The organism is Streptomonospora nanhaiensis, from assembly GCF_026642255.1.
In the GTDB taxonomy this organism is placed as follows: domain Bacteria; phylum Actinomycetota; class Actinomycetes; order Streptosporangiales; family Streptosporangiaceae; genus Nocardiopsis; species Nocardiopsis tropica.
The window spans coordinates 4,142,643-4,164,986 of the sequence record NZ_CP113264.1; the positions used below are offsets into that span (position 1 = coordinate 4,142,643).

10 protein-coding genes are annotated in these 22,344 nt (G+C 75.3%); 5 read left to right on the forward strand and 5 right to left on the reverse strand.

Going from position 1 to position 22,344, the window contains the following annotated elements; all coding sequences use genetic code 11:
* Window positions 1-141 precede the first annotated feature (141 nt).
* Window positions 142-1,323 carry a cytochrome P450 gene (locus OUQ99_RS18120; protein ID WP_267944950.1) on the forward strand — a complete coding sequence of 394 codons (1,182 nt, stop codon included), beginning with the start codon at window positions 142-144 and terminating at the stop codon, window positions 1,321-1,323.
* On the opposite strand, the gene OUQ99_RS18125 is transcribed toward OUQ99_RS18120, so the two are convergent.
* The 4 genes from OUQ99_RS18125 to OUQ99_RS18140 are packed head-to-tail and all read right to left on the reverse strand — an operon-like array spanning window position 1,313 to window position 16,435.
* A complete protein-coding gene (locus tag OUQ99_RS18125; RefSeq protein WP_267944951.1) occupies window positions 1,313-3,280 on the reverse strand; it encodes a Gfo/Idh/MocA family oxidoreductase in 1,968 nt (655 codons plus the stop codon). The genes OUQ99_RS18120 and OUQ99_RS18125 overlap by 11 nt on opposite strands.
* The gene (locus tag OUQ99_RS18130) at window positions 3,277-4,422 is read right to left on the reverse strand and encodes an NAD(P)H-binding protein (protein ID WP_267944952.1); all 1,146 of its coding nucleotides are present in this window, start codon (window positions 4,420-4,422) and stop codon (window positions 3,277-3,279) included. The genes OUQ99_RS18125 and OUQ99_RS18130 overlap by 4 nt, the downstream gene beginning before the upstream one ends.
* Window positions 4,419-9,881, reverse strand: coding sequence for a non-ribosomal peptide synthetase (locus OUQ99_RS18135; RefSeq protein ID WP_267944953.1), 5,463 nt, complete (start codon window positions 9,879-9,881; stop codon window positions 4,419-4,421). Before OUQ99_RS18135 ends, OUQ99_RS18130 begins: the two co-directional genes overlap by 4 nt.
* Window positions 9,878-16,435, reverse strand: coding sequence for a non-ribosomal peptide synthetase (locus OUQ99_RS18140; protein WP_267944954.1), 6,558 nt, complete (start codon window positions 16,433-16,435; stop codon window positions 9,878-9,880). The genes OUQ99_RS18135 and OUQ99_RS18140 overlap by 4 nt, the downstream gene beginning before the upstream one ends.
* A gap of 171 nt (window positions 16,436-16,606) precedes the next feature.
* Here OUQ99_RS18140 and OUQ99_RS18145 point away from each other — a divergent pair, with 171 nt between their 5' ends.
* The 4 genes from OUQ99_RS18145 to OUQ99_RS18160 all read left to right on the forward strand — a co-directional run bounded on the left by OUQ99_RS18145 (window position 16,607) and on the right by OUQ99_RS18160 (window position 21,094).
* Complete coding sequence (locus OUQ99_RS18145) at window positions 16,607-18,262, forward strand: (2,3-dihydroxybenzoyl)adenylate synthase (protein ID WP_267944955.1); 1,656 nt, start codon at window positions 16,607-16,609, stop codon at window positions 18,260-18,262.
* Window positions 18,263-18,432: 170 nt separating this feature from the next.
* Entirely contained in the window at window positions 18,433-18,630 is a 198-nt protein-coding gene (locus tag OUQ99_RS18150; protein ID WP_267944956.1) for a ferredoxin, read from the forward strand.
* A gap of 225 nt (window positions 18,631-18,855) precedes the next feature.
* Window positions 18,856-20,178: a salicylate synthase gene (locus OUQ99_RS18155; RefSeq protein ID WP_267944957.1), complete on the forward strand. Its 1,323-nt coding sequence runs from the start codon at window positions 18,856-18,858 to the stop codon at window positions 20,176-20,178.
* 58 nt (window positions 20,179-20,236) lie between these two features.
* Window positions 20,237-21,094 carry an SAM-dependent methyltransferase gene (locus OUQ99_RS18160; RefSeq protein ID WP_267944958.1) on the forward strand — a complete coding sequence of 286 codons (858 nt, stop codon included), beginning with the start codon at window positions 20,237-20,239 and terminating at the stop codon, window positions 21,092-21,094.
* An 83-nt stretch (window positions 21,095-21,177) separates the two neighbouring features.
* On the opposite strand, the gene OUQ99_RS18165 is transcribed toward OUQ99_RS18160, so the two are convergent.
* Window positions 21,178-22,332, reverse strand: a complete 1,155-nt coding sequence (locus tag OUQ99_RS18165) for a chorismate-binding protein (protein ID WP_267944959.1) — start codon at window positions 22,330-22,332, stop codon at window positions 21,178-21,180.
* Between the last annotated feature and the right edge of the window lie 12 nt (window positions 22,333-22,344).

Here is a 22,344-nt window from a genome sequence, read left to right on the forward strand (position 1 = left end):
AACCCGCGGACTGTAAAGTTATGAATGAAGAACGGTTGATCCCTCCATTTCTCCGAGCTTTCTCGTGGTATCCGCAATCCGAACAGAAGGGCTGGTGTCCCCGTGTCCGACGCCGACCGAGTGAACCCTCCGGCTTTCCCCATGCCGCGCGAGTGCCCGTTCTCGGCTCCGCGCGCCTACGCCGACCTGCGCCGGCGGGGGCCCGTGGCCCGGGTGGCCCTGCCGACCGGCCGCACGGCCTGGGTGGTCACCGGCTACGAGGAGGTCCGCGCGGTGCTCGCCGACACCCGCGTGAGCGCGGACATCCGCCGACCGGGATTTCCGGCGCTGGTGGAAGGAGAACAGGAGGCCGGCACGAAGACGACGCCGTTCATCCGCATGGACCCGCCCGAGCACTCCCGGTTCCGGCGGATGCTGCTCGCCGAGATGACGGTACGCAAGGCCCGCCGGATGCGCCGCGACATCCAGCGGATCGTCGACGACCGGATCGACGAATTGCTGAACTACGGCCCGCCCGCCGACCTGGTGACCCATTTCGCCCACGTGGTCTCCAGCACCGTCATGTGCGAGCTGGTCGGCCTGCGCCGCGGCGACAAGCTGTTCCGCCGCGTCACGGAGACCCTGGGCTCGCAGGTCTTCGGCGGGGGCGGCAGCACCGCCGAGGGGGCCAGCGAGGGCATCGGCGCCCTGGGCGCGGTGGTGGAGGACGCCGTTCGCGCGAAGGAGGAGGACCCCGGCGAGGACCTGCTGAGCCGGCTGGTCCACGAGCGGTTGCGGTCCGGCGAGCTGACCCGGCAGGAACTGGTGACCACCATCAGCATCCTGATCGTCGCGGGGTGGGAGACCACCACCAACCAGATCGCCCTGAGCGTGCTCGCCCTGCTGCAGCGGCCGGACCTGCTCGAACGGCTGCGGCGCGACCCCGCGGTACTCCCGCAGGCGGTCGAGGAGCTCCTGCGGACCCTGTCCGTGGGCGACTCCATCGCCCTGCGCACCGCCACCGAGGACATCGAGGTCGGCGGGACCGTGATCCCCGCCGGCGACGGGATCATCCCGCTGCTGGCGGCCGCCGACCACGACCCCGCCGTCTTCCCCGACCCGGAGCGGATCGACTTCGACCGCACCGGCAGGACCCACGTGGCGTTCAGCTACGGGATCCACCAGTGCGTCGGCCAGAACGTCGCCCGCCTCGAACTCGGCGTCGCCATCGGCACCCTGGTCGACCGGATGCCGGGGCTCCGGGCGGCGGAGCCGTTCGAGTCGGTCCGCTTCCGTCACGACGGGATCGCCTTCGGGCCCGAACGGGTACTCGTCACGTGGTGACCGCCCCGTCCCCCGGCGCCGTGAGCGTGCCCAGGTAGGGCACGCCCGCGGCGTGGGGCGCGGGCGGCGGCGTGAGGCGCAGACCGCTCTCCCGGGCGAGCTGTTCGAGCTCCAGCGTGTACCAGCGGTACTGCTCCCGGACCGTACGGACGGGCTCGCCCCCGCGGAGGACGCGCCACTCGGTGTCGAGCCGCATCCGGTCCGGGCCGTCCGGTCGGCCGGACATCCACCACTCGTACCGCTGCTCGCCGAGTTCGGCGTGGCGCAGCAGGGTGGGGGCCATCCTCATGGGCTCGCGCATCCCCGTCAGCTCGACGACGATCGGGGCGCCGGGCGCCAGGCGCTCCGCCAGTCCCCGCAGGAGGTCCCTCCGCAGGTCCGGGTCGAGGTGGCCCAGCACCCCGCAGATGACGACCCCGCACAGCCGGTCGGGCAGCACCCCCGGTTCCAGCAGGCGTTCCGCGGCGTGCGGGAGGACGGTCACCCGCTGCGCGAGCCCGGGGTCGTCGCCGACCCTGCCCGTGAGCAGGGCGCGCATCCCCGCCGCGGGTTCGGCGGCGATCACCCGGCAGTCGGGGTAGGCCGCCGCGACCTGCCGGGTGACCAGTCCGCTGCCCGCCCCGACGTCCACCAGCGGGCCGTTCCGGGGGTCGATCCCGCTCAGGCACGCCACGACCGCGGGACCCGTGCGCGCGGTGTGCTCGCGGGCGCCGAGGTCGAAGAACTCCGCCGCCTCGTTGTAGTCCGACAGGTCCGCCGCGTGCGGGCGGGCCGGATCACCGGGAGGGGCCGGGGCCGGCCTCGCGGTCGCCCCCGGCCCGGACGCGGCGGGCTCCGCCAGGGCGTCGGCGCCCGGCGCCGCGAGCACATCCGGCGCCAGGGGCTCGGGGGTGGGGGGACGGATCAGCTCCGGCGGCCCCAGGCGTTCCATCAGCTCCCGCCAGAGGGCGAAGACCGCCAGGTCCTGCTGGGCCGACCGGAGCGGGTCCCCGCCCTCGGCGACGGCCGCGGCGAACCCGTCGAGGGCCTCGCCGATCGCCTCGGGCCACAGCTCGGAGAAGATGTCGGAGATCCGGGGCGGCGGTCCCGCCTGGCCCAGGACCGCCGACGCGGGCAGCCGCAGCGACTCGGCCCCGGTTCCGGGCGTGAACACCAACCGGTGCCCGGAGTCGCGGGGGGAGTGGATCCGCGGGTGCCACAGCACGGGCCCGTGGGTGTCGGCCAGGGTCAGGACCCCCCCTTCGGTCCCCACCGCCACGCGGTGCCAGAAGAGGGAGTGGTTGTCCCGGTCCCCGGGGTGGATCTGGTTGTGCACCCGCAGTGTCAGCGGGGCCCCGGCGATGGCCCCGTGCAGCAGGCTCAGCGGCGCCTCCCCCTTCGCCGCCGCCACGACGTCCTCGGTCGGTGGAACGGGATCGCCCAGCCTCCAGGGGCGGGTGCCGCCCAGGGCGCGCGCCAGGATGTCGATCAGGGGGGCCAGGACGTGGACCGGGGCCGCCGCGTCGACGAACAGGACACGCTGCAGCCGGCGCAGTCGGCGCGCCGCCTCGATGAACTCGCGCACCGGGGCCACGTGGGGGTAGTGGGTGTTGACCTGGAACTGCCGGCCGGCCTTCCTCGCAGTGCGCAGGGACTCCGACAGCTCGTCGGGGTGCAGCGGGTGCTCCTGGAGCACGTGCACGCCCCTGGCGAGCAGGGTGCGCGCGAGTTCGGACCCCTGGCCCCCCATGACCGCCGCGGGCACCGCCACGACGGCCGCGTCGACGTCGGCGGGGAGCCCGTCCGGGGAGGTGTAGCAGGGCACGCCGTGCCGTTCGGCCAGTTCCCGGGAGTGGCTGCTGCCCGTGGAGAGGAGCCCCGCGAGGGTGAACCCGGGGTGGCGCCGGACGGCGTCGATGTAGAGGCGGCCGAAGTTCGTGCCGCAGACGACGGTGCGCAGCGGTGCCGGCGCGTTCACAGCTCACCGTCCTCGACGGCCTCGGCCGCGTCGCCGGGGACCGGCGGTGCGGCGGCGTGGTGGTGGACCGCGAACTCCGCGTCCCCGTTGGCCCTCAGCGCCTCCACCGTGGCCTGCGGGTCCATCGCCTGGGCCGCGTAGTGCAGCCCCTTGCCGATGCGGCCGGCCAGGACGTCCAGGGCCGCGAGCGCCGCGACAGCTCCGGTGAGCCGGTAGCTGCTGTCGCAGTGGACCACGCAGGTGCGCGCCCAGTCCCGGCCCGAGAGGCTGAACACCAGCCGGTAGTAGGGCACGCCGCCCGCGGCGTCGACCTCGGCGGCGCGCCGGATGCGCCCGGTCACCGCGTCGCGCTGCTCGGCGGTGTCCATCGGCAGGGTCGGCAGCGCGGTGAGCAGCTCGCGCACCTGTGTTCCGGGGAGGACGTTGTACCAGTCGGCCTCGGCCAGGTCCATGCGCGCGGCCAGGCGCTCCACCTCGGTGGTCAGGAGCGGTTGCAGGGCGACCGGGTGGGGGAAGTAGGGGGCCTGGGCGCTGTCGGCCACCCGCAGGACCCCCGGGGCGCGGCGGCCGTGCCGCCAGGCCGCGAGGGGGTGGCCGAAGCGCTCGCCGCCCGCTCCCCCGGTGTCCAGGGAGAGCACGATGTCGGCCGCCACGCTCTCGGTCGCGTGCTCCAGCCCGCCCGCGTAGCCGGTCATCCTGAGCGCCGGCCCGTTCGCGGGGCCGGCCCCGGCGAGCCAGAGGGGGACCAGGCCCGCCAGGCCGGGGACGGTCCCGGCCGACAGGACGACGCAGCGGTCCGGCCCGACCGCGCCCGACTCCGCCAGGGACTCGTGGACGGGGTCGTCGCCCATGACGTCGACGACGTCGGCGCCCGCGGCCAGTCCGGCCAGCGCGACGGTGTCCTTGAGGAGGTAGCTGGGACCGGCGCAGTTGACCAGCAGGGTGCAGCCGTCGCTGAACCGGGCGAGCGAGGCGGGGTCGGAGGCGTCGACCCCGACGGTCTCGCTGCCCTCGGGCCAGGGGCCCGGGGGGACGGCGGAGGGCCGCCGGGCCCCCAGGCGCAGCGGGCCCGCGCCGGCCTCGGCCAGGGCCGCGGCGGTGTGGCGCCCGACCGCGCCGGAGGCGCCGATGATGCCGATCAAGACGTCTTCCCTTCGATGATCTCGTGCAGGTGGTCGTCGACCGTGGGGACGTTCTCACCCGTCATGCAGGTGAAGTGCTCGCCCGGGATGTCGCGGGTGCGCAGTTCGCCGAGGCAGATCCTCGCCCAGTGGTCGGCGATGGTGTCGGCGCTGCCGGGGAAGGGGTAGGCGCCGTTGTGCCGCAGGAAGGTGATGTCGCCCGCGTAGGGCTCGGCCCGGTGCCGGCTCAGCGCGAAGGTGCTCTGCTGGTAGGTGCGCAGGGCCCGCAGCAGGCCCTCGGGCTGGTAGGTGTCGGCGAGCTCGGGCGGCAGCGCCTCGCACATGCGGGTCACCCGGGCCATGCGCGGCACCGCCTCCAGTGCCTCGAAGGCGGCCGCGACGTCGGCGAACTCCCCGTCCAGGTCGGCGATCGCGCCGTCCAGGACGGCCTCGGGAGAGCGGTCGAGCACGGCGGAGACCGCCTCGCCCACGCGCTCGGAGTCGGCGGGGAACCCGATGTGGGCCGGGTCCATGCCCATCATGAGCGAGAAGGAGTACTCCGAGAGCAGCTCGTCGTCGATGCGGAAGGTCGGGCTGTGGCTGCTGATGACCGTGAGGCTGCGGACGGTGGCGCCGGCTTCGGCGATCCCCCGGGCCACCTCGGTGGCGATGACCCCGCCCACGCAGTAGCCGACGACGTCGACCCGCGTGTGTCCGGCGTCGAGCAGGGCGCGCACGTATTCGGCCGCCGTGCGGTCGATGAGCCCGTTCGGGTCGGCGTTGCGGAAGTTCTCGGGCGCCGGCAGCTCCAGGCCCACCAGCCCGTGTCCTTCACCGGAACGGGCGCGGAGCCGGGTGACCAGGGGCCGGTACGGCAGCAGGGTTCCCGTTCCGGCGTGCACGAGCACGGTCACCGGGGCGCCGGGCTCGGGCCGGATCAGCTCCACCAGAGGCGAGTTCTCGGCGTCCGCCTCCGCCTCGGGGGCGGAGAGCTCCCGCAGGTAGGCGGCGAGGCCGGCGATGGTCGGCCGGCGCAGCAGGTGGCGCAGGACGACCTCCCACTCGAGGTCCCATTCGTGGCCGGCCAGCCCGTCGCGCAGCCGTCCGACGATCCGGGCCACCAGCAGCGAGTCGCCGCCCAGCGCGAAGAGGTCGTCGTCGCGTCCGATGCGCTCCGTCTCGAGGAGCTCTGCCCACAGGGCCGCCAGTGCGCGCTCGAGGTCGTCGCGGGGGTTCTGGTCTCCGGCCTCCTCGGCGGGGCCGGCGCCCAGTTCGAGCGAACGCTTCTCCAGCGCGCCGCGGTCCAGCTTGCCGTTCTCCGTCCTCGGCAGGGCGTCGACGACCTCCCACTGGGAGGGCACCGAGTACTCGGGGAGCAGTTCGTGGCCGCGGCGCGTCAGCGACGCCACCTCGACCGGCTCCTGCAGGGGCTTGGCCCGGACCAGGTAGAGGTGCTGGCCGAAGGCCCGGGCCGTTCCGGTGTCCTCGGGGAACGCGGCGGCGACCTGGTGGCCGCGGCCGCGGAACAGCTCCTGCCACTGCTCGTGGCGCAGGAACGTCTGCTCCTGCTCCTGGCGGACGTCGGTGAACGGTCCCGCGTGCTCGGCCGTGAACTCCGCGGAGATCCGGAGCGCGTGGTCGTCGTCGTCGGTGTTGGCCAGCAGGAGCATCCACCCGCCCGGCGCCACCAGGGTGGAGAGGCGCTCCAGGGCCTCTTCCACGTCGGGGAGGTTGTCCAGGACGCCGACGCAGACCAGCAGGTCCACGGAGTTGCGGGCCAGCCCCTGCCCGGCGGGGTCCTGCGCGGGGTCGAAGGCCGCGCAGCGCACGCGCGGGTCGTCGGCGAAGTCCTGCTCGAACACGGACCGGTTCTGCGCCGACGCGTCGGTCCCCAGGTAGTCGACCCGGTGGTCGGCCAGGGCGGGCAGCAGGTCGCCGGCCACGCCGCCGCCGCGCAGCCCGACCTCCATGATCCGCAGCGGTTCGGCGGTGTCACGGGTGCCTGCGATCTCGGCGGCTGCGGCGGCCAGGACCGAGCGCAGCGCGGAGGATCCGGCGTTCGCGGCGTAGGCGGCGGTCAGCGCCCGCGGGTCGGCGCCGGAGAACGGGTGGGCCGCCTCCTCCCGTCCGGCGACCAGGTCGCCCAGGTGCTCGGCTCCCGCACGCACCGTGGCGAACAGTTCGGGACTCCACCGCGCCTGCTTCTCCAGGCGGGCGGCCTCGTCCCAGGCGCGGGCGGTGGCCTGCGGGCCGGGGGCGCGCAGGCCGGTGAGCTTCCCGCCGGGGGTGCGCTCCAGGAGGCCGTCCGTGACGAGCCCCTGGATCCAGCGCCGCACCAGGCGGTGGTGTGCGGGGGCCGCTCCGAGCGCGTCGCACACCTGTTCCGGTGAGAGCTCGCCGCCCCCGGCGAAGGCCGGGGCGAGCGTGTCGGCGATGGAGGCCGCGGCCGCCTCGGCGAGCGCGGCGCGGAACGCGGCGAGTCCGTCGAGGTCCACCCGCTGCCCGGCCTGCCGAGCGGCGTCGCGGACGGCGGGGAGCAGTGTCTGCGGGAGCGGGAGGGGGGTGTCGCGGTGGGCGGGTTCGACGAAGGCCGTCAGGCTCTGGCCCGCGCCCGTGGGCCCGGATCCGCGCCCGCCGGTGAGCACGACCGCCGCGGCGCCCACCTCCGGCAGCGACTCCACCGCCGCCTGGACCTCGCCGAGCTCGATCCGGTAGCCGCGGATCTTGACCTGCTGGTCCTCGCGCCCGAGGAACTCGATCACCCCGTCGGGCCAGTAGCGGCCCATGTCGCCGGTGCGGTAGAGGCGCTCACCGGTCTCCGGGTGCCGGATGAACCGGGCCGCCGTCCGCTCCTCGTCGCCGAAGTAGCCCTGGGCCAGCCCGATGCCCCCGATGTACAGCTCGCCCACGACCAGGTCGGGACAGGGCCGCAGCGCCGTGTCGAGGACGTGGAACGTCTGGTTGTCCATCGGCCTGCCGTAGGGGATGCTGCGCCAGGAGGGGGCGACCCGGTCGATCGGGTGGTGGATGGACCAGATCGACGCCTCGGTGGCGCCGCCCAGGCTGTGCACCGCCATGTTCGGGGCCCAGGTCCGCACGGCCTCGGGCAGCGCGGTGGGGATCCAGTCGCCCGACAGCAGCGCGACGCGCAGGGAGGGCAGGGGCGGGTCGTCGGCGCGCAAGTAGTCGTGCACCATCTGCAGCTGTCCGGGCACCGAGTTCCAGAAGGTGACCTTCGCGGACCGGACGGTCTCGATCCACTCGGAGGGGTCTCCGCGGCGCGCGGGGTCGGGCAGCACCACGGCGGCCCCCACCGCCAGCGGGCCGAAGACGTCGTAGACGGAGAGGTCGAAACCGAGCTGGGCCAGTGCGAGGACGCGGTCGTCGGCGGTCACCCCGAACCTGCGGTTGACGTCGGTGACCGTGTTCAGCGCCGCGGCGTGGCTGATCATGACGCCCTTGGGGGCGCCGGTCGACCCCGAGGTGTAGATGACGTAGGCCAGGTCGTCGGGGCCGGTGTCGGGCCGCGGCGGCGGGCCGGAGGCGAGGGGAAGGCTGTCGACGGCGACGGTGGTGCATCCCGGGGGCCACTCCCCCTCCTCCACCAGCCAGGACTGGGTCAGCACGACCGAGGCCCCGGCGTCGGTGAGGATCGCCGTACGGCGGCGCGCCGGCTGCGTGGTGTCCAGGGGGAGGTAGGCGGCGCCCGCCATCAGGGCGCCCAGGACGCCGGCGACCTGCTCCCACCCCTTCTCCATCGTGACGGCGACCAGGTCGCCCGCGCCGACGCCGGCGGCGCCCAGCGCCCGTGCGACCGCCGTCGCGCGCCCGACCAGCTCGCCGTAGGTCAGCGAGCGGTCCCGGTCGATCACGGCGACGCGCCCGGGGTCGCGCTCGGCTGCGGCCAGCACCCCCTCGTGCAGCAGGGCGCGCGGCACCGGGGCGGCGGTGTCGTTGACCCGCTCGCGGACGGCGCGGGTGCCCTCCGGCAGTTCGATGCGGGCCGCCTCGTTCCAGGCGTCCGGGTCCTCGGCGAGACGGGTCATGAGGGCGGTGAAGGCGGCGAAGAGGTCGGCGGCGGTGTCACCGCCCAGGACCCCTTCGCGCACGTCCCAGCTCAGGGCCAGTTCGTCGGCGCGCTCCATCACCTGGCAGTCCAGCCAGACCTGCGGGGTCTGGGTCTGGGCGTGGCGGATGGCCGCGGCGGGCCGGCGGGCCGCCGCCGAGCCGAGCGTGCTGGTGAACACGACCGGCATGAGCACGGTGTCGCTGTCGCTGCGCCGGGTGAGGTCGGCCAGGACCTGGCTCCCGGTGTACAGGGAGTGCGCCAGGTCCTCCAGCAGGGTGTCGCGCAGGGTGGCCGCGCGTTCGGCGAACGTCTGCGCGGGCCGCAGGTCGACGGCGAGGAGTTCGACCGCGGTGAAGTCCCCCACGAGGCGGTCGACGTCGGCGTGCAGGGGCAGGCGGGTGAAGGTGGGGACGTTGAGCGTGAACTGCGGGCTGCGGCTCCAGCGGCCCAGCACCTCGGCGTAGGCGGCCATCGCGGCGGCCGAGGCGGTGACCCCGGCGCGGGCGGCGTTGGCCTCGAAGGACGCGCGCTGCTCGGCGCCCAGGATCTCCTCGAAGCGCCGGAAGGCGCCGACCCGGCCGCCGTCGGCGGGCAGCGGCAGGTCGGGGGCGGGGGGCAGGGTGGGCAGCCGCCGGGTCCAGTAGTCGCGGGCGCGGTCGTACTCGCCGGTGAGCGTCTGGTTGCGGCGCGCCAGGACGTAGTCGCGGAAACCGATCTCCGGGGTCCCGGTCTCCCGGCCGTGGTAGGTGTCCTCCAGTTCGGACAGGACCAGCAGCAGGCTGGCGTAGTCGACGATGAGCTGGTCGATCGACAGGTGCAGGACGAGTTCGTCGGCGCAGCGCGTCATCCGCAGCTCGAACAGCGGCGGAACGTCGGTGGGCGGAACCCTGGAGGCGAGTTCCCGGCGCACCAGGTCCACGCGCTCCTCGACCTCGGCGGGGGTGGCGCCGCGCAGGTCGGCGGTCGGCACCGGCGTCTCCGGGATCTCGGGCAGGACCTCCTGGAAGCCGTCGGGGTGGACCACCGCGCGCAGCATGCCGTGGCGGCGCACCACGGACCACCAGCTCTCCTGGAGCCGCTCCGGGTCGGTGTCGGCCGGGAAGGAGAGTTCGACGTAGACGTGGCAGGCCACCCCGCCGTACCCGTAGGCGCTGCCGCGGCCGATCAGGTAGGCCGCCTGGATGTCGGTCAGCGGGAAGGGGGTTCCGGCCGACTCGGGGTCGGGGGTGATGCGGGTGGCGAGGCGGCGGGCGGTCAGGTGGGCGAGGACCTCGGCGCGGTTCTCGCGCAGCAGCGCCTTGCGCTCCTCGGTCAGCACGCCCTTGGGGGCGCGGAACCGCAGGGCGCCGTCGTCCTCCCAGAGCCGGATGCCGTCCTTCTCCATCTCGGAAACGAGCTGATGGGCGTTCATAGGATTCCGCTTTCTTCGTCGTCGCGGGAGGCGAGCGCGTGGTCGACCTGTCGTGCCAGGTCGGCGAGGGTGGATGCGGTGAGGAAGGAACGGACCGAGATCTCGACGCCGAACGCCTCGCCCGTGGCTGTGACCAGGCGCAGGGCGCTCAGGCTGTCGCCGCCGGCGGCGAAGAAGTCGGCGTGGCGGTGCTCGGCCCCGGCGCCCAGGAGCTCGGTCCACAGGGCGGCGACGCGGATCTCGGTCTCGCCCGTGGGCGGTCCCGACGCGGCGCGCTCCCGGACGGCGGCCTCCTCGGCCAGCGCGCCGCGGTCCACGGCGCCCGCGGCGGTCAGGGGCAGGCGGGGCAGGCGGGTGATCCGGGCCGGGACCGCGAAGGGGGGCAGCAGGCCGGACAGGTGGCGGGAGAGGCCGTCGGGCTCCTCCCCGTCGGCGGTCACCGTGTAGGCGTGGAGGCGGCGTTCGCGTCCCTCCCCCACGGTGACCACCGCCGCGTGGACGACGCCCGGGTGCGACTCGACGGCGCCCTCGACCGCGCCGATGTCGACGCGGCGGCCGTTGAGCCAGACCTGCGGGTCGGGACCGAGGAACTCGACGGCGCCGCCGGGCAGGTACCGGGCACGGGTCCCGGTCGGGCGGAGCCGCCCGGCCGGGTCGGGCACGGCGTCGGGGCCTGCGATCCAGAGGTCGCCGATCACCTGGTCGGGGCATTCGCGGCCCGCGGAGTCCACCACGCGCAACCGGTGGCCCGCCAGGGGCCGCCCGGAGGGCGTCGAGCGGTCCGCGTCGGCGTCGAGCTCGACGGCGCTCGCCCAGCCGGCGCTGCCACGGCCGCCGTGCAGCGCGACGAGCCGGCCGCCGCCGGTGGCCCGGCGCAGGCGCCCGGCCAGTCCGGTGCCCACCCGGTCGCCCGAGACGAGCGCCAGGCGCAGGTCGCGCAGCGGCGTCCCCTCGCCGGCAGGGGCCGCCGCGATCAGCTCGTCGAGCAGCATCGGCGGGCCGTTCCACACCGTCGCGCCGTGCTCGGCGGCCAGCGCGGCCGCGGCGCGGGGGTCGGTCACGACGTCGGTCGCGGGGCACACCAGTGCGCCGCCGGCGCCGAGCGGCCCGAACACGCTGAACGCGCCCACGGCCGCCGCCGGGGGGTCGCCCGCGAGCACCCGGTCCCGCGCGTCGATCCCGAACCGCTGGCGCACCGCGGCGATCGTCGCCACCGCCGAGCGGTGGTCGACGGACTCGACCGCGGCGTCCTCCCCGTCCGGGCCCGCCTGGACGGTGACGTAGGCCCTCGCCCCGGGGTCGGCGGCGACCGCGGTCCGCAGGGGTTCGGCGGCGGCGAGGTCGGCGAGTTCGGCCTGGTCGGGTCCGTCCGCGCGGCCGGGGCCGACGATCGAGACGCGGGCTCCGGCCGCCCGCCGGTCGTGTTCGCGTCGCGAGGGGGGCGCCCCCGGGTCGCCCAGCAGGTAGGCCGCGCCGGTGGAGAGCACCCCCAGGATCGCGACGACCCGGTCGGCTCCGGGGGGCAGGGTGATCGCGACGACGTCGCCGGGGCCCGTGCCCCGCTCGGCCAGGCCGCCCGCGACCCGGGCGGCCCGCGCGGCGAGTCCGCCGTAGGTGAGGGGTTCGCGGCCGAGGGCGCCGAGGACGGCGGGGCGGTCCGGGTCCTCCTGGGCCCGGCGCAGGACCTCGCCGTGGAGGGTGCCCTCCGCGGCGGCGGGGAGGGTTCCCTGGGCGGGACGGCGCGTGTCCGCCTGGGCGTGCGGGAGCACCGGCGGGGCGGCCGTGTCCCAGTCGTTCCCGGCCAGCCAGGCCAGCATCGTGTTGTAGGCGTCGAACATGGAGTCGAGCACGCCGGGACGGAACAGTTCCTCGATGGCGTCCCAGGTGACCATGACGCCGCCCTGGGACTCGGTGACCTGGTTGTCCAGGAGCACCTGCGGGGTCTGGGAGATGCCCCACACATTTTCGGGGAAACCGTCGGAGAGGTCCTTGACGGTGCGGTCGCCCACCCCGACGGAGCTGCTGAAGACCACGGGCATGGCCGCGTCGACCGCCCCGGTGCGCTTGGCGAGCTCCTGCAGCAGCCAGGTCACGGAGGCCTCGCGGTGGTCGAGGTCCTCGCTCATGACGCGCTGCAGGCGGTGCGCGGCGGCCGGCCACGGCTCCCCGGGGCGCGGCTCGTAGCCGAGCAGGGACACCGAGGTGAAGTCGCCCATGATCAGGTCGATGTGGGGGTGGACCGGCTGCCGGTTGAACAGGGTGAGGTTGACCGCCACCTCCGGGTGGTCGCTCCAGGCCGACAGGACCTCCGCGTAGCAGGTCAGCAGGACGACCGACGGTGTCAGGCCGTGGGCGCGGGCCTTGTCGGTGATCGCCTCCCAGGCCTGCGCGCGGAGGGGGCGCCGGCGGCGGGTGAAACGGGGGTGCTCCACGGTGGAGGGGTCGGCGACCAGCGGGAGCGCGGGTGCGGGCGGCAGTGTCCGGAGCCGGCGCGTCCAGTGCCGGCGCGCGTGCTCGACCGCGTCGGGGTCGGGTTCGGACTGCAGGACGTAGTCGCGGAAGGAGACGTCGATCGGCTCCAGCTCCGCCCCGGGGTCGCTGTAGAGCCGGTCGAGCTCTCCGTACAGGGCGATGATCGAGGCGGCGTCGAGGACGATGTAGTCGAGCCCGATCGCCAGGCGCGTGCGCGTGGCGCCTCCGCTGGGATAGCGCACGGCCCGCAGCTCGAACAGGGGCCACCGGGTCAGGTCGATGCTCAGGTGGGAGGCCTCCTCGCGCAGCGCGGCCAGGGCCTGCGCGGCCTCCTCCTCGGTGGCCGCCTCCGTGACGGCCACCGTGACCGGCGGCGTCTGCGGCAGGATGCGCTGGCGTCCGTCCTCGTCGAAGACGGCGCGCAGCATCTCGTGCCGGTCCACCAGGGCCGTCCAGGCGCGTGTGAACCGGTCGAGGTCGACGTCGGCGCCGTCGAACTCGCTGTAGTGGTAGGTGCCCACGCCGCCGAGGGAGAGCCTGCTGTCGCGTCCGATCCAGAACGCCCGCTGGACGTCGGTCATCGGGAAGGGCAGGTGGCGGTTGGCGGTGTCGCCCTCGCCCAGGACGGTGCCGGTCGGCGGTTCCTGCCGGGTGAGGGTGGCGGCGAAGTCGGCCAGCGCGGGGGAGGCGAACAGGCCAGCGACCCGTGCGCCACCCGCGCCGCGCTCGCGCAGGGCGCCGATCATCCGGGTGGCCAGGAGCGAGTCGCCGCCCAGGGCGAAGAACCCGTCGTCGCGCCGGATGCCCTTGACGTCCAGGAGCTCGCCCCAGACCTCGGCCACCACGGTCTCGGCCCACCCGCGCGGGGACCCGTCCCCGTCGCCGTCGTCCTCGGGGGCGCGGCCGGTCGCGGCCGCGGCCAGGACCTCGGCGCGCCGGCGGTCGGGCTTGCCGTTGGCGGTCAGGGGGAGGGCGTCCACCAGCACGATCTGGGTGGGGACCATGTAGGAGGGGAGGTTGCGCTCCAGGGTGGCGCGGAGCTCCGCCTCGGCCGCCGGCCCCGCCGCCGCGGCGGCCACCAGGGCGAGCCTGCGCGGTGTGCCGGTGACGAGCGCCACCGCGGCCGGGACGCCCGGACACGAGGCGGCGGCGGCTTCGACCTCGCCGAGCTCGATGCGGTGTCCGCGCAGTTTCACCTGGTGGTCGGCGCGGCCGAGGAACTCCAGGACGCCGTCGGAGCGGTAGCGTGCCCGGTCGCCGGTGCGGTACCACCTGCGGCCCTGGTCGGTGACGAACTTCTCGGCGGTGCGCCCGGGGTCGCCGCGGTAGGCGGTCGCCAGTCCCGCGCCGCTGACCCAGAGCTCGCCCGGGACCCAGTCGGGGCGGTCGCGGCCGTGGTGGTCCACGACCCGGGTGCGCATGTTGGGCAGCGGGAGGCCCCACGGGATCGACGTCCACGAGGGGTCGACCCGGTCGACCTCGAACACCGTGGAGTGCACGGCGGCCTCGGTCATCCCGCCCAGGGCGGTGAACCGCGCCTTCGGGGCCAGGGCGCGCAGGCGCCCGGGCTGGTCGAGGCCGACCCAGTCGCCGCCGAGCAGGACGAACCGCAGCCGGTCGCCGAAGCCGCCGGGGCGCGACTCGGCGGCGGTCAGCACCATGTCGAGCAGGGCGGGCACGCAGTTCAGGAGCGTGACGCCGTGCTCGCGCATCAGCGCGACCCAGTGGTGGGCGTCGCGGCGGGCCTCGTCCGAGACGAGGACCACCGACCCTCCCGCGGACAGGGGGGCGAAGAGGTCGTAGACGGACATGTCGAAGTCCAGGTCCGCGAGGGCCAGCCCGCGGTCCCGCGGTCCCACGTCGAAGCGGTCGTTCAGCGCGGCGATCGTGTTGACGGCCGCCCCGTGGGAGACCTCCACGCCCTTCGGGACCCCGGTGGATCCCGAGGTGAAGATGACGTAGGCGGTCGCGTCGAGGGGCTGTGCGAGGTCCGGCGGCGCGGGTGCGCACCCGTCCGCGTCCTCGACCAGCACGACCGGCGGTCCGGTGCGGCCCCGCGCCGGGCCGGTGGGCCGGTCGGCGTGCGCGGCGTCGGTGAGCAGGGCCGCGGCGTCGGCCGCGGCCAGGATGCGCGCCGTGCGCTCGGCGGGCTGTTCCACCCCGACGGGGACGTAGGCGGCGCCGGCGCCCAGGACCCCGAGCACCGCGGCGACCTGTGCCGCGCCCCGGGGCAGGCTGACCGCCACGGCGTCGCCCGGCGCCACCCCGGCCCCGGCCAGCAGCGCGCTGACACGGCCCGCGCGGTCTGCGAGCGCGCCGTAGGTCACCGGTTCGCCGGCGTCGGGGATCAGGGCGAGGGCGTCGGGGTGTTCGCGGGCGGCGCGGAAGAAGCCCTCGTGCAGCCGCTCGGTCACGGCGGGCGCGTCGGTGGCGTTGGCCGCGGCGCGCACGCGCGCCTGGTCCTCGGGGAGCGGCAGGCGCACGGGCCCGGTCCAGGCCGAGGGGTCGTCGACGAGGGAGTCGACGAGGTCGCGGTAGGCCGCGAACGCCGCCTCGGGGACGCCGGGCTCGAACGCGCGGTACCGCACGTCCCAGTTCAGGAGGAGCCCGCCGTCGAGTTCGGTCACCTGTGCGTCCAGCCAGACCTGCGGGCCCTGGGAGATGATCCACACGGGCTCGCCGAACGCGGCCCTGACCTCGGAGTCGTAGACCTCGCCCAGCCCCAGTGCGCTGGTGTAGACGACGGGGGCCAGGGCCGGAACGCCGTCGGAGGCTCGGGAGAGGTCGCGGAGCACCTCGACGCCGGAGTAGGAGCCGTGGGCGGCCGCCGTGCGCAGGCGGGTCTGCACGTGGCGCGCGGACTCGGCGAAGGTGCGCTCCTCGGTGAGGTCGACGTCGAGCAGGATCGAGCTGCTGAAGTCCCCGACCAGCGACTCGGCCCCTTCCACGTCCAGGTCGCGGTGGAAGAGCGGGAGGTTGAGCAGGAACCTCGGGGAGTCGCTCCAGGCCCCGAGGGTCTCGGCGAAGGCGCCCGCCAGCGCGGCGGCGGGGGTGACCCCGTGGCCGCGCGCGGCGGCCAGCAGCCGCTGCTTGCGCTCGGGGGCGAGCCAGTGGTGCAGCCGGGTGGTCGGGTGGAAGCGCGGTGCGGCCGAGTCCGGGTCGAGGGGGTCCACGACGGTGGGCAGGGCCGGCGGGGCGCTCAGCGACTCCAGGCGCCCGCTCCACCAGGCGCGGTCCTCCTCGCGTTCCCGCTCCCGCGCGGTCCCGACGGCGTCCAGGTAGGCGCGGTAGTCCAGGGGGAGCTCCGGAAGGCCGGCGCCGGGGTCGGTGTAGAGCAGCTGGAGGTCGCGCAGCAGGACCCGCATGCTCGCGGCGTCGGCCGCCAGCATGTCGAGGTCGATGTGCAACCGGGTGGCCCCGCCGGGCAGGAGCGTCAGCGCGAGGTCGAACACCTCGCCGCGCTCGACGTCCATCCGCCGGTGGGTGTAGTGCTCGCGCAGTTCGGCCAGCTGCCGCTCGACCCGCTCGGCCGTCTCCGCGCTCAGGTCCCGCACGGTCAGCGCGGGGCCGGGCGGGTGGTCCAGGACGCGCTGGCGGCCGTCGTCGAGCACGGTGACCCGCAGCATGCCGTGGCGGCGGCGCAGTGCCGTCACGGCGGTCTCCAGGCGCACCGGGTCGACGGCCGAGCCGTCGAGCTCGGCGTAGAAGTGCGCTCCGACCCCGCCGAGGGGCTGGCCCTCCTGGCGGCCGATCCAGTAGGCGTGCTGCATGGCGGCGAGCGGGAAGGGTGTGCCGGGGCCCTCCGCGTCGGTGCGGGCTTCCTGGGCGGGGGCGGCCGGCGCCAGGAGCCGCTGCCAACCGCGCAGGGTCGCCGCTTCCGCGAGTTCGTCGAAGCCGGCCCCGACGCCGGAGCGCCGCCACCTCGCGGCCAGGCGCATCAGGGCGATGGAGTCCAGACCGAGCTCGAACAGGTCGTCATCAGGGCCGATCTCCTCCGGGGGGATGCTCAACAGCGCGGCGACGGCGTCGCGCAGCTCCCCCTCCGTCGTGGGCACCGTTGGCGGACCGGCTGGCAGCGACACGCGTGATCGTCTCCTTGGCTGGCGGCGGGCTCGGGGGTTCCGGCCCGGTTCCGGCGGGGGTCGGGGGGCCGATGGTACAGATGAAAACGAAAACCGTTATCTTTTTTATCCTAAGCGCGGCATCGAGCGCGATCCCCCACTTGTGTGGCGAAGAACGCAAAAGGAGCAGAGATGACGAAGAGTGCGAACCCGCCCGAGGCGTCGGCACCGGACTGGCCGGGGTGGCCGGAGGAGGCGCGCGAGCGCTACCGGGCGGCCGGCTTCTGGCGCGAGGAGGTCCTGGCCGACGTGCTGGCGCGGCAGGCGCAGCGACGCCCCGACGCCGTCGCGCTCGTCGACGGCGACCGCCGGTGGACCTACGCCGAACTGGCCTCGGAGGCGGGAGCGGTGGCGGCGGGGCTCCACCGCCGGGGGGTGCGCCGGGGCGACCGGGTGGTGGTGCAGCTGCCCAACCGGGCGGAGTTCCTGCTGCTCTGGTTCGGACTGCAGTACCTCGGCGCCGTTCCGGTCCACGCCATGCCCGGCCACCGCGGCCACGAGATCTCCCACCTGCTGCGGACCACCGGGGCGGTCGGCTACGCCGTGGCCGACCGCCACGCGCGCTTCGACTACCGGACCCTGGCCGCGTCCGTGCTCGAGGAGCACGAAGAGCTGCGCCACGTGATCGTCGTCGGTGACACCGGCGGCCTGGAAGGCGCCGTCGGCTTCGGGGAACTGCGCGCCGACGCCCCCGCGAACAGCGCCCCCGCCCCGGACCGGCCCGACCCCGGGGACATCGCGCTCCTGCTGCTCTCCGGGGGGACGACGGGGACGCCCAAGCTCATTGCGCGCACGCACCAGGACTACGGCTACAACGCCCGCGCCGCCGCGGCCGCCTGCGGCCTCACCGCGGACAGCGTCTACCTCGCCGCGCTGCCCGCCGCCTTCAACTTCACGATGTGCTGTCCGGGGATCCTCGGCACGCTGACCGCGGGCGGCACGGTGGTCATGGCGCCCAGCCCCGCCCCCGAGACGGCGTTCCCCCTGATCGCCCGCGAGGGCGTGACCGTGACGGCGCTCAGCCCCCCGATGGTGCCCGTGTGGTTGGAGGCCTACGCCGACCGGGCTCCGGGCACGGCCGAGCTCGAGAGCCTCTCGGTCCTGCAGGTGGGGGGAGCGCGGTTGGCCGACGACCTGGCGCGCCGCGTCCGCCCCACCCTGGGGTGCGGCCTCCAGCAGGTGTTCGGCATGGCCGAGGGCCTGATCAACGTCACCCGGCTCGACGACCCCGAGGAGCTGGTGTGCACCACCCAGGGGCGGCCCATCTCGCCCGGCGACGAGGTGCGGGTGGTCGACGGGGCCGGCGCCCCGGTGCCCGTCGGCGCCGTGGGCGAGCTGCTGACCCGGGGCCCCTACACGCTGCGCGGCTACTACCGCTCCCCCGAACTCGCCACCACGCACTTCACGCCCGACGGGTTCTACCGGACCGGCGATCTCGTCCGGCTCCGCCCGAGCGGCCACATCGACGTCGTCGGCCGGGTGAAGGACCAGATCAACCGCGGCGGGGAGAAGATCGACGCCACCGAGGTCGAGGGCCAGCTGCTCGCCTACCCGGGCGTGTCCGCGGCCGCACTGGTGGCCGCCCCCGACCCCGACCTCGGCGAGCGCTCGGTCGCCTTCCTGGTCTGCGCGGGCGCCCCGCCCACCGTCCGCGAACTCGCCGCCTTCCTGCGCGGCAGGGGCCTGGCCGGCTACAAGTCCCCCGACCGGATCGAGGCCGTCGACGCGTTCCCCCTGACCGCGGTCGGCAAGGTCGACAAGAACGCGCTGCGCGAGCGGAGCCGCTGAGTGGCGGCACCACCCTGTGCGACCGGAGCGGCACGCACAGCGCTGCGACCCCGGCCACACGGGCGCGCGCTTCGCTTGAAAACGATAATCATTTACGATCGGTTCGGTGGCGCCCCCGGGCGCCCGGCGGCCCTGACCGGGCCGCTCCACAGTGAAGAGGACGTCCCCGCGTGCGCATCACCGTCCACCCCGAGGTCTGCATCGGCGCCGGCCAGTGCGTCGTCGCCGCCGACCGCGTGTTCGACCAGGGCGAGGAGGACGGGCTCGTGCGCCTGCGCACCGACCGCCCCGGCCCCGCCGACGCCGCGCACGTGCGCAACGCGGTCGACCGCTGCCCCTCCGGCGCGATCGAGCTCACCTCGGGCTGACGTCGCACTCCCCCGCTCCCCGTCCCCCGCCCTCCCTGGGCCCGCGTCCGCCCCGGGCCGACACCCTCTCGCGGCGGGCCGCGGCCGTGGAGCGGGCCGCGTCCGGCGCGCACGTCCGCCGCAGGGGCGGCCGTCCTCGCCGCCCTCGAAACAAGACCGGAGAAACATGTTGACCACGGGTACACCGGAGGCGGCCTGCGGGCCGTCCGGGGCAAGGAGCCGACCGTGAGCCGTAGCGAAACCGAACAGGTCGAAGGGCCGCTCGACCCCGTCGAGGCCGCCGCCCGGCTCGCGGGCTCGGGGCTCTTCCCCGAATACGTCCTCTACGAACGCGAGGGGGTCTGGCGCTTCGGCGGCGGCGAGCGGTGGGGCGTCGACCTCGACAGCGACCGGGTCACGGTCCGCGCCGCCGACGGGACCTCGGACTCCCGCGCCTACACCGGCAGCCCCGCCGACGCTCTGGCGGAGGCCCTGGCCGGACTGCCCGACCCGTCCTGGCGGGCCTACGGCTGGGTGGGGTTCGACTTCGCGCTCCGCTCCCGCGGGGCGGCCCCGGCCGCCGGCGGCGGAGCCGCGCGGCTGGCCCGCCTCATCGTGCCCCGGACCGAGGTCCGCATCACCGCCGACGGGGCCCGGATCAGCGGGGGCGAGGCGCAGCTGCGCCAGAAGGTGCGCTCCCTGCTCCTCGAACCGGTCGCCTCCCCCGCACGGCCCCGCGCCACCCTCGACCCGCAGGCCGACCCCCACGGCTACCGCGCGCTCGTGGGCGAGGCCCTCGCCGAGATCGACCGCGGCGACTACCACAAGGTGATCCTCTCCCGGAAGGTCGACCTGCCCTTCCCCGTCGACATCCCCGCCACCTACGCGGTCGGCCGCAGGGCCAACACCCCGGCCCGGTCCTTCCTGCTGGACCTCGACGGGCTCCGCAGCGCGGGCTTCAGCCCCGAACTGGTCGTCACGGTCGGACCCGACCGCGAGGTCTCGACCAACCCGCTCGCGGGCACCCGGGCGGCGGGGCGCGGCACGGCGGCGGACACCGCCGCACGCGCCGAGCTGGAGGCCGACCCCAAGGAGATCCACGAGCACGCCATCTCGGTCCGCGAAGCCGTCACGGAGATGCGGTCGGTGTGCGCCCCGGACTCCGTCGCGGTGTCCGACTTCATGAGCGTCTCGGTCCGCGGCAGCGTCCAGCACCTGGCCTCCACCGTGAGGGGGCGCCTGGAGGAGGGGGCCACCCCGTGGCACGCCTTCGAGGCGCTGTTCCCGGCGATCACGGCGTCGGGGATCCCCAAGCCGCAGGCGATCGAGGCGATCACCCGCCTGGAGGAGGGGCGCGGACTGTACTCCGGGGCCGTGGTCACCGCCACGTCCCGGGGCGAGCTCGACGCCGCGCTGGTCCTGCGCGCCGTCTACGAGGAGCAGGGCCGGGCCTGGCTCCGCGCGGGCGCCGGCATCGTGTCCGGTTCCCGCCCCGAACGCGAATTCGAGGAGACCGGCGAGAAGCTGGCCAGCGTACTGCCCCACCTCGTGCCCGCGGCGCGACCGTGACCGCGCCGACGAACGAGCACCACCGTCCCCGCTGTGAGAGAGCCGAGGCAGTCACACCATGACAGACATCCAGAAGAACGGGCTGGTCCCCTACCTGCTCGCCAACCGGGCCTTCGTCGCCCCGGCCGTCGAACAGGCCGTCGGGGCGATGAACCTGTCCGGGCGCACACGCCTGCTCGACGCGGGAACCGGAGCCGGGGGCGGGCTGGTGGCGCTGGCCCGGGCGGCCGGCCCGGGGGCCCGCGTCCTGGCCGTCGACCGCAACGCCGACGTGCTGGACCTGGCCCGTGAGCACGCACGGGCCGAGGGGGTCTCGGACCGGGTCCAGGTGCGCGCCGCCGACCTGGTCGACGTGCTCGACGAGGCCGCCGGCTCCGGCGACGGGTTCGACGCGATCTGGGCCTCGGACGTGGTCTGGCCCGGCAACTTCGACGACCCCCGGGCCCTGGTGGCACGCGCCGCGCGCGCCCTGGCCCCCGGCGGCGTGCTGGGCCTGTTCACCAGCAACTACTACCAGGCCATGTTCCTGCCCGGTCACTCGCGGCTGGAGCGGGCGGCGCGCACCGCCTCCGAGCTCAACTGGGGGATCCCCTCCGGGGGACCCGCCCACTACGAGCTCCACACGGTCTGGATGGAGGCCGCGGGGCTGCTCGACGTGCACGTGAACGTCTTCCCGCGGGTGGGCTCGCCCGTGGACGCCGACCCGACCGTGCGCCCCTACCTGGAGAACGCCGTCTGGCCGGAACTGCGCGAATCGCTGGTCAAACGCGGCGCCGACGCGGGTCTGAGCAGTGACGAGGTCGCCGAGGCCGAACGGCTCCTGACCCCGGGTCACCCGGACTACATCGTCGACACCGCGGGCTACTACATGGTCCACCCGACCCTGCTCGCCGTGGGGCGGCGCCCCTCGGACTGAGACGGGCGACCGGCCGGCCCCCGTCCCCCGGGGGCCGGCCGGCTTCGCGCGGGGCCCACCGCCCGCGGCGGCCCCGGAAGCGCTCAGCGCACGCCCAGGGCGAACAGGAGCGCGCGCATCCTGTCGGTGGTCTCCGACAGGACGGCCCCGGGGTCGGAACCGGACATGACGCCACCGCCGACGAAGGCGTCCACCCTGCTGTGGAACACCTCGGCACAGCGGGCGGCGACGACCCACTCGCCGTCGCCCCGGGCCGTGCTGTAGCCGACGGCTCCGGAGTGGAAACCCCGGTCGAAGTGCTCCGGCGCGCCGACCACCCCGGACGCGGGCCGCGAGGGGGAGCCGCACACGGCCGGGGCGGGACGCAGGGCCGCCGCCAGGAGGTGCGCCGGCACATCCGCGTCCAGCAGCGTCCCCTCCAGGCGGGTGGACAGGTGCCACATCGTGGCGGTTCCGACCAGCTCGGGCCGCTTCGGCACGGCCAGGGTCCGGCAGTAGGGCTCCAGCGACTCCGCCACCGCGTCGACCACGACGGCGTGCTCACGCCTGTCCCCGGCCGAGGCACGCAGTCTCTCGCGGTTGCGGTAGTCCTTGGTCGGATCGGCGCTGCGGGGGACGGAGCCGGACAGCGGCTGGGAGGCCACCCGGCTCCCGCGCTTGGAGACCAGCAGTTCCGGGCCCGTCCCCAGAAGGGTGCGGTCCTCCGCCCCGGGGCCGGGCACGTCGATCGCGAAGACGGGTTCGCCCGGATCGCGCCAGAGGAGGTTGTTCAACGCCGTGGACGGATCGACCGCCGACGTGCTGTGCAGACGCAGGCCCCTGGCCGACACCACCCTGTCCGGCCCGCCGTCCCCGGCCGTCAGCGCGATCGCCCGCTCGATCGACGCCCTGTGCTCGTCGGGGGCGGGCACGGGCGTGGACCCCCACTCCCCCGGCAGCGGCCGCCGGCGCAGGCCCGGCGCCCGGCCCCGGGGCGGCGCGGGTGCGTGGCGCACCGTTCGGGGGAGCAGGAACCGGGCCGACCGCCGCCCGTCGAAGGGGATGGCGCCCATCACCACGCCCTCGGGCCCCGCGCTCCCGAGCAGGGAGTCGACCTCGTGCACCTCTTCCGCGACCCCCAGGACCCCGGTCCCGTGCAGTGCGCCGGCACCGGTGGAGAAGAACACGTCCCCCGACCGGTAGGAGGCCAGGAGCTCGGCGACGGACGGCGCCGGCGCCGGCGTTCTCTGTTCAGGCATGTGTCGAATCCT

Excerpts from the sequence above, each read along its gene's own strand:
- OUQ99_RS18120 (WP_267944950.1), top strand. The coding sequence starts at position 142 with ATGCCGCGCGAGTGCCCGTTCTCGGCTCCGCGCGCCTACGCCGACCTG.
- OUQ99_RS18135 (WP_267944953.1), bottom strand. The coding sequence starts at position 9,881 with ATGAACGCCCATCAGCTCGTTTCCGAGATGGAGAAGGACGGCATCCGG.
- OUQ99_RS18145 (WP_267944955.1), top strand. The coding sequence starts at position 16,607 with ATGACGAAGAGTGCGAACCCGCCCGAGGCGTCGGCACCGGACTGGCCG.
- OUQ99_RS18160 (WP_267944958.1), top strand. The coding sequence starts at position 20,237 with ATGACAGACATCCAGAAGAACGGGCTGGTCCCCTACCTGCTCGCCAAC.
- OUQ99_RS18165 (WP_267944959.1), bottom strand. The coding sequence starts at position 22,332 with ATGCCTGAACAGAGAACGCCGGCGCCGGCGCCGTCCGTCGCCGAGCTC.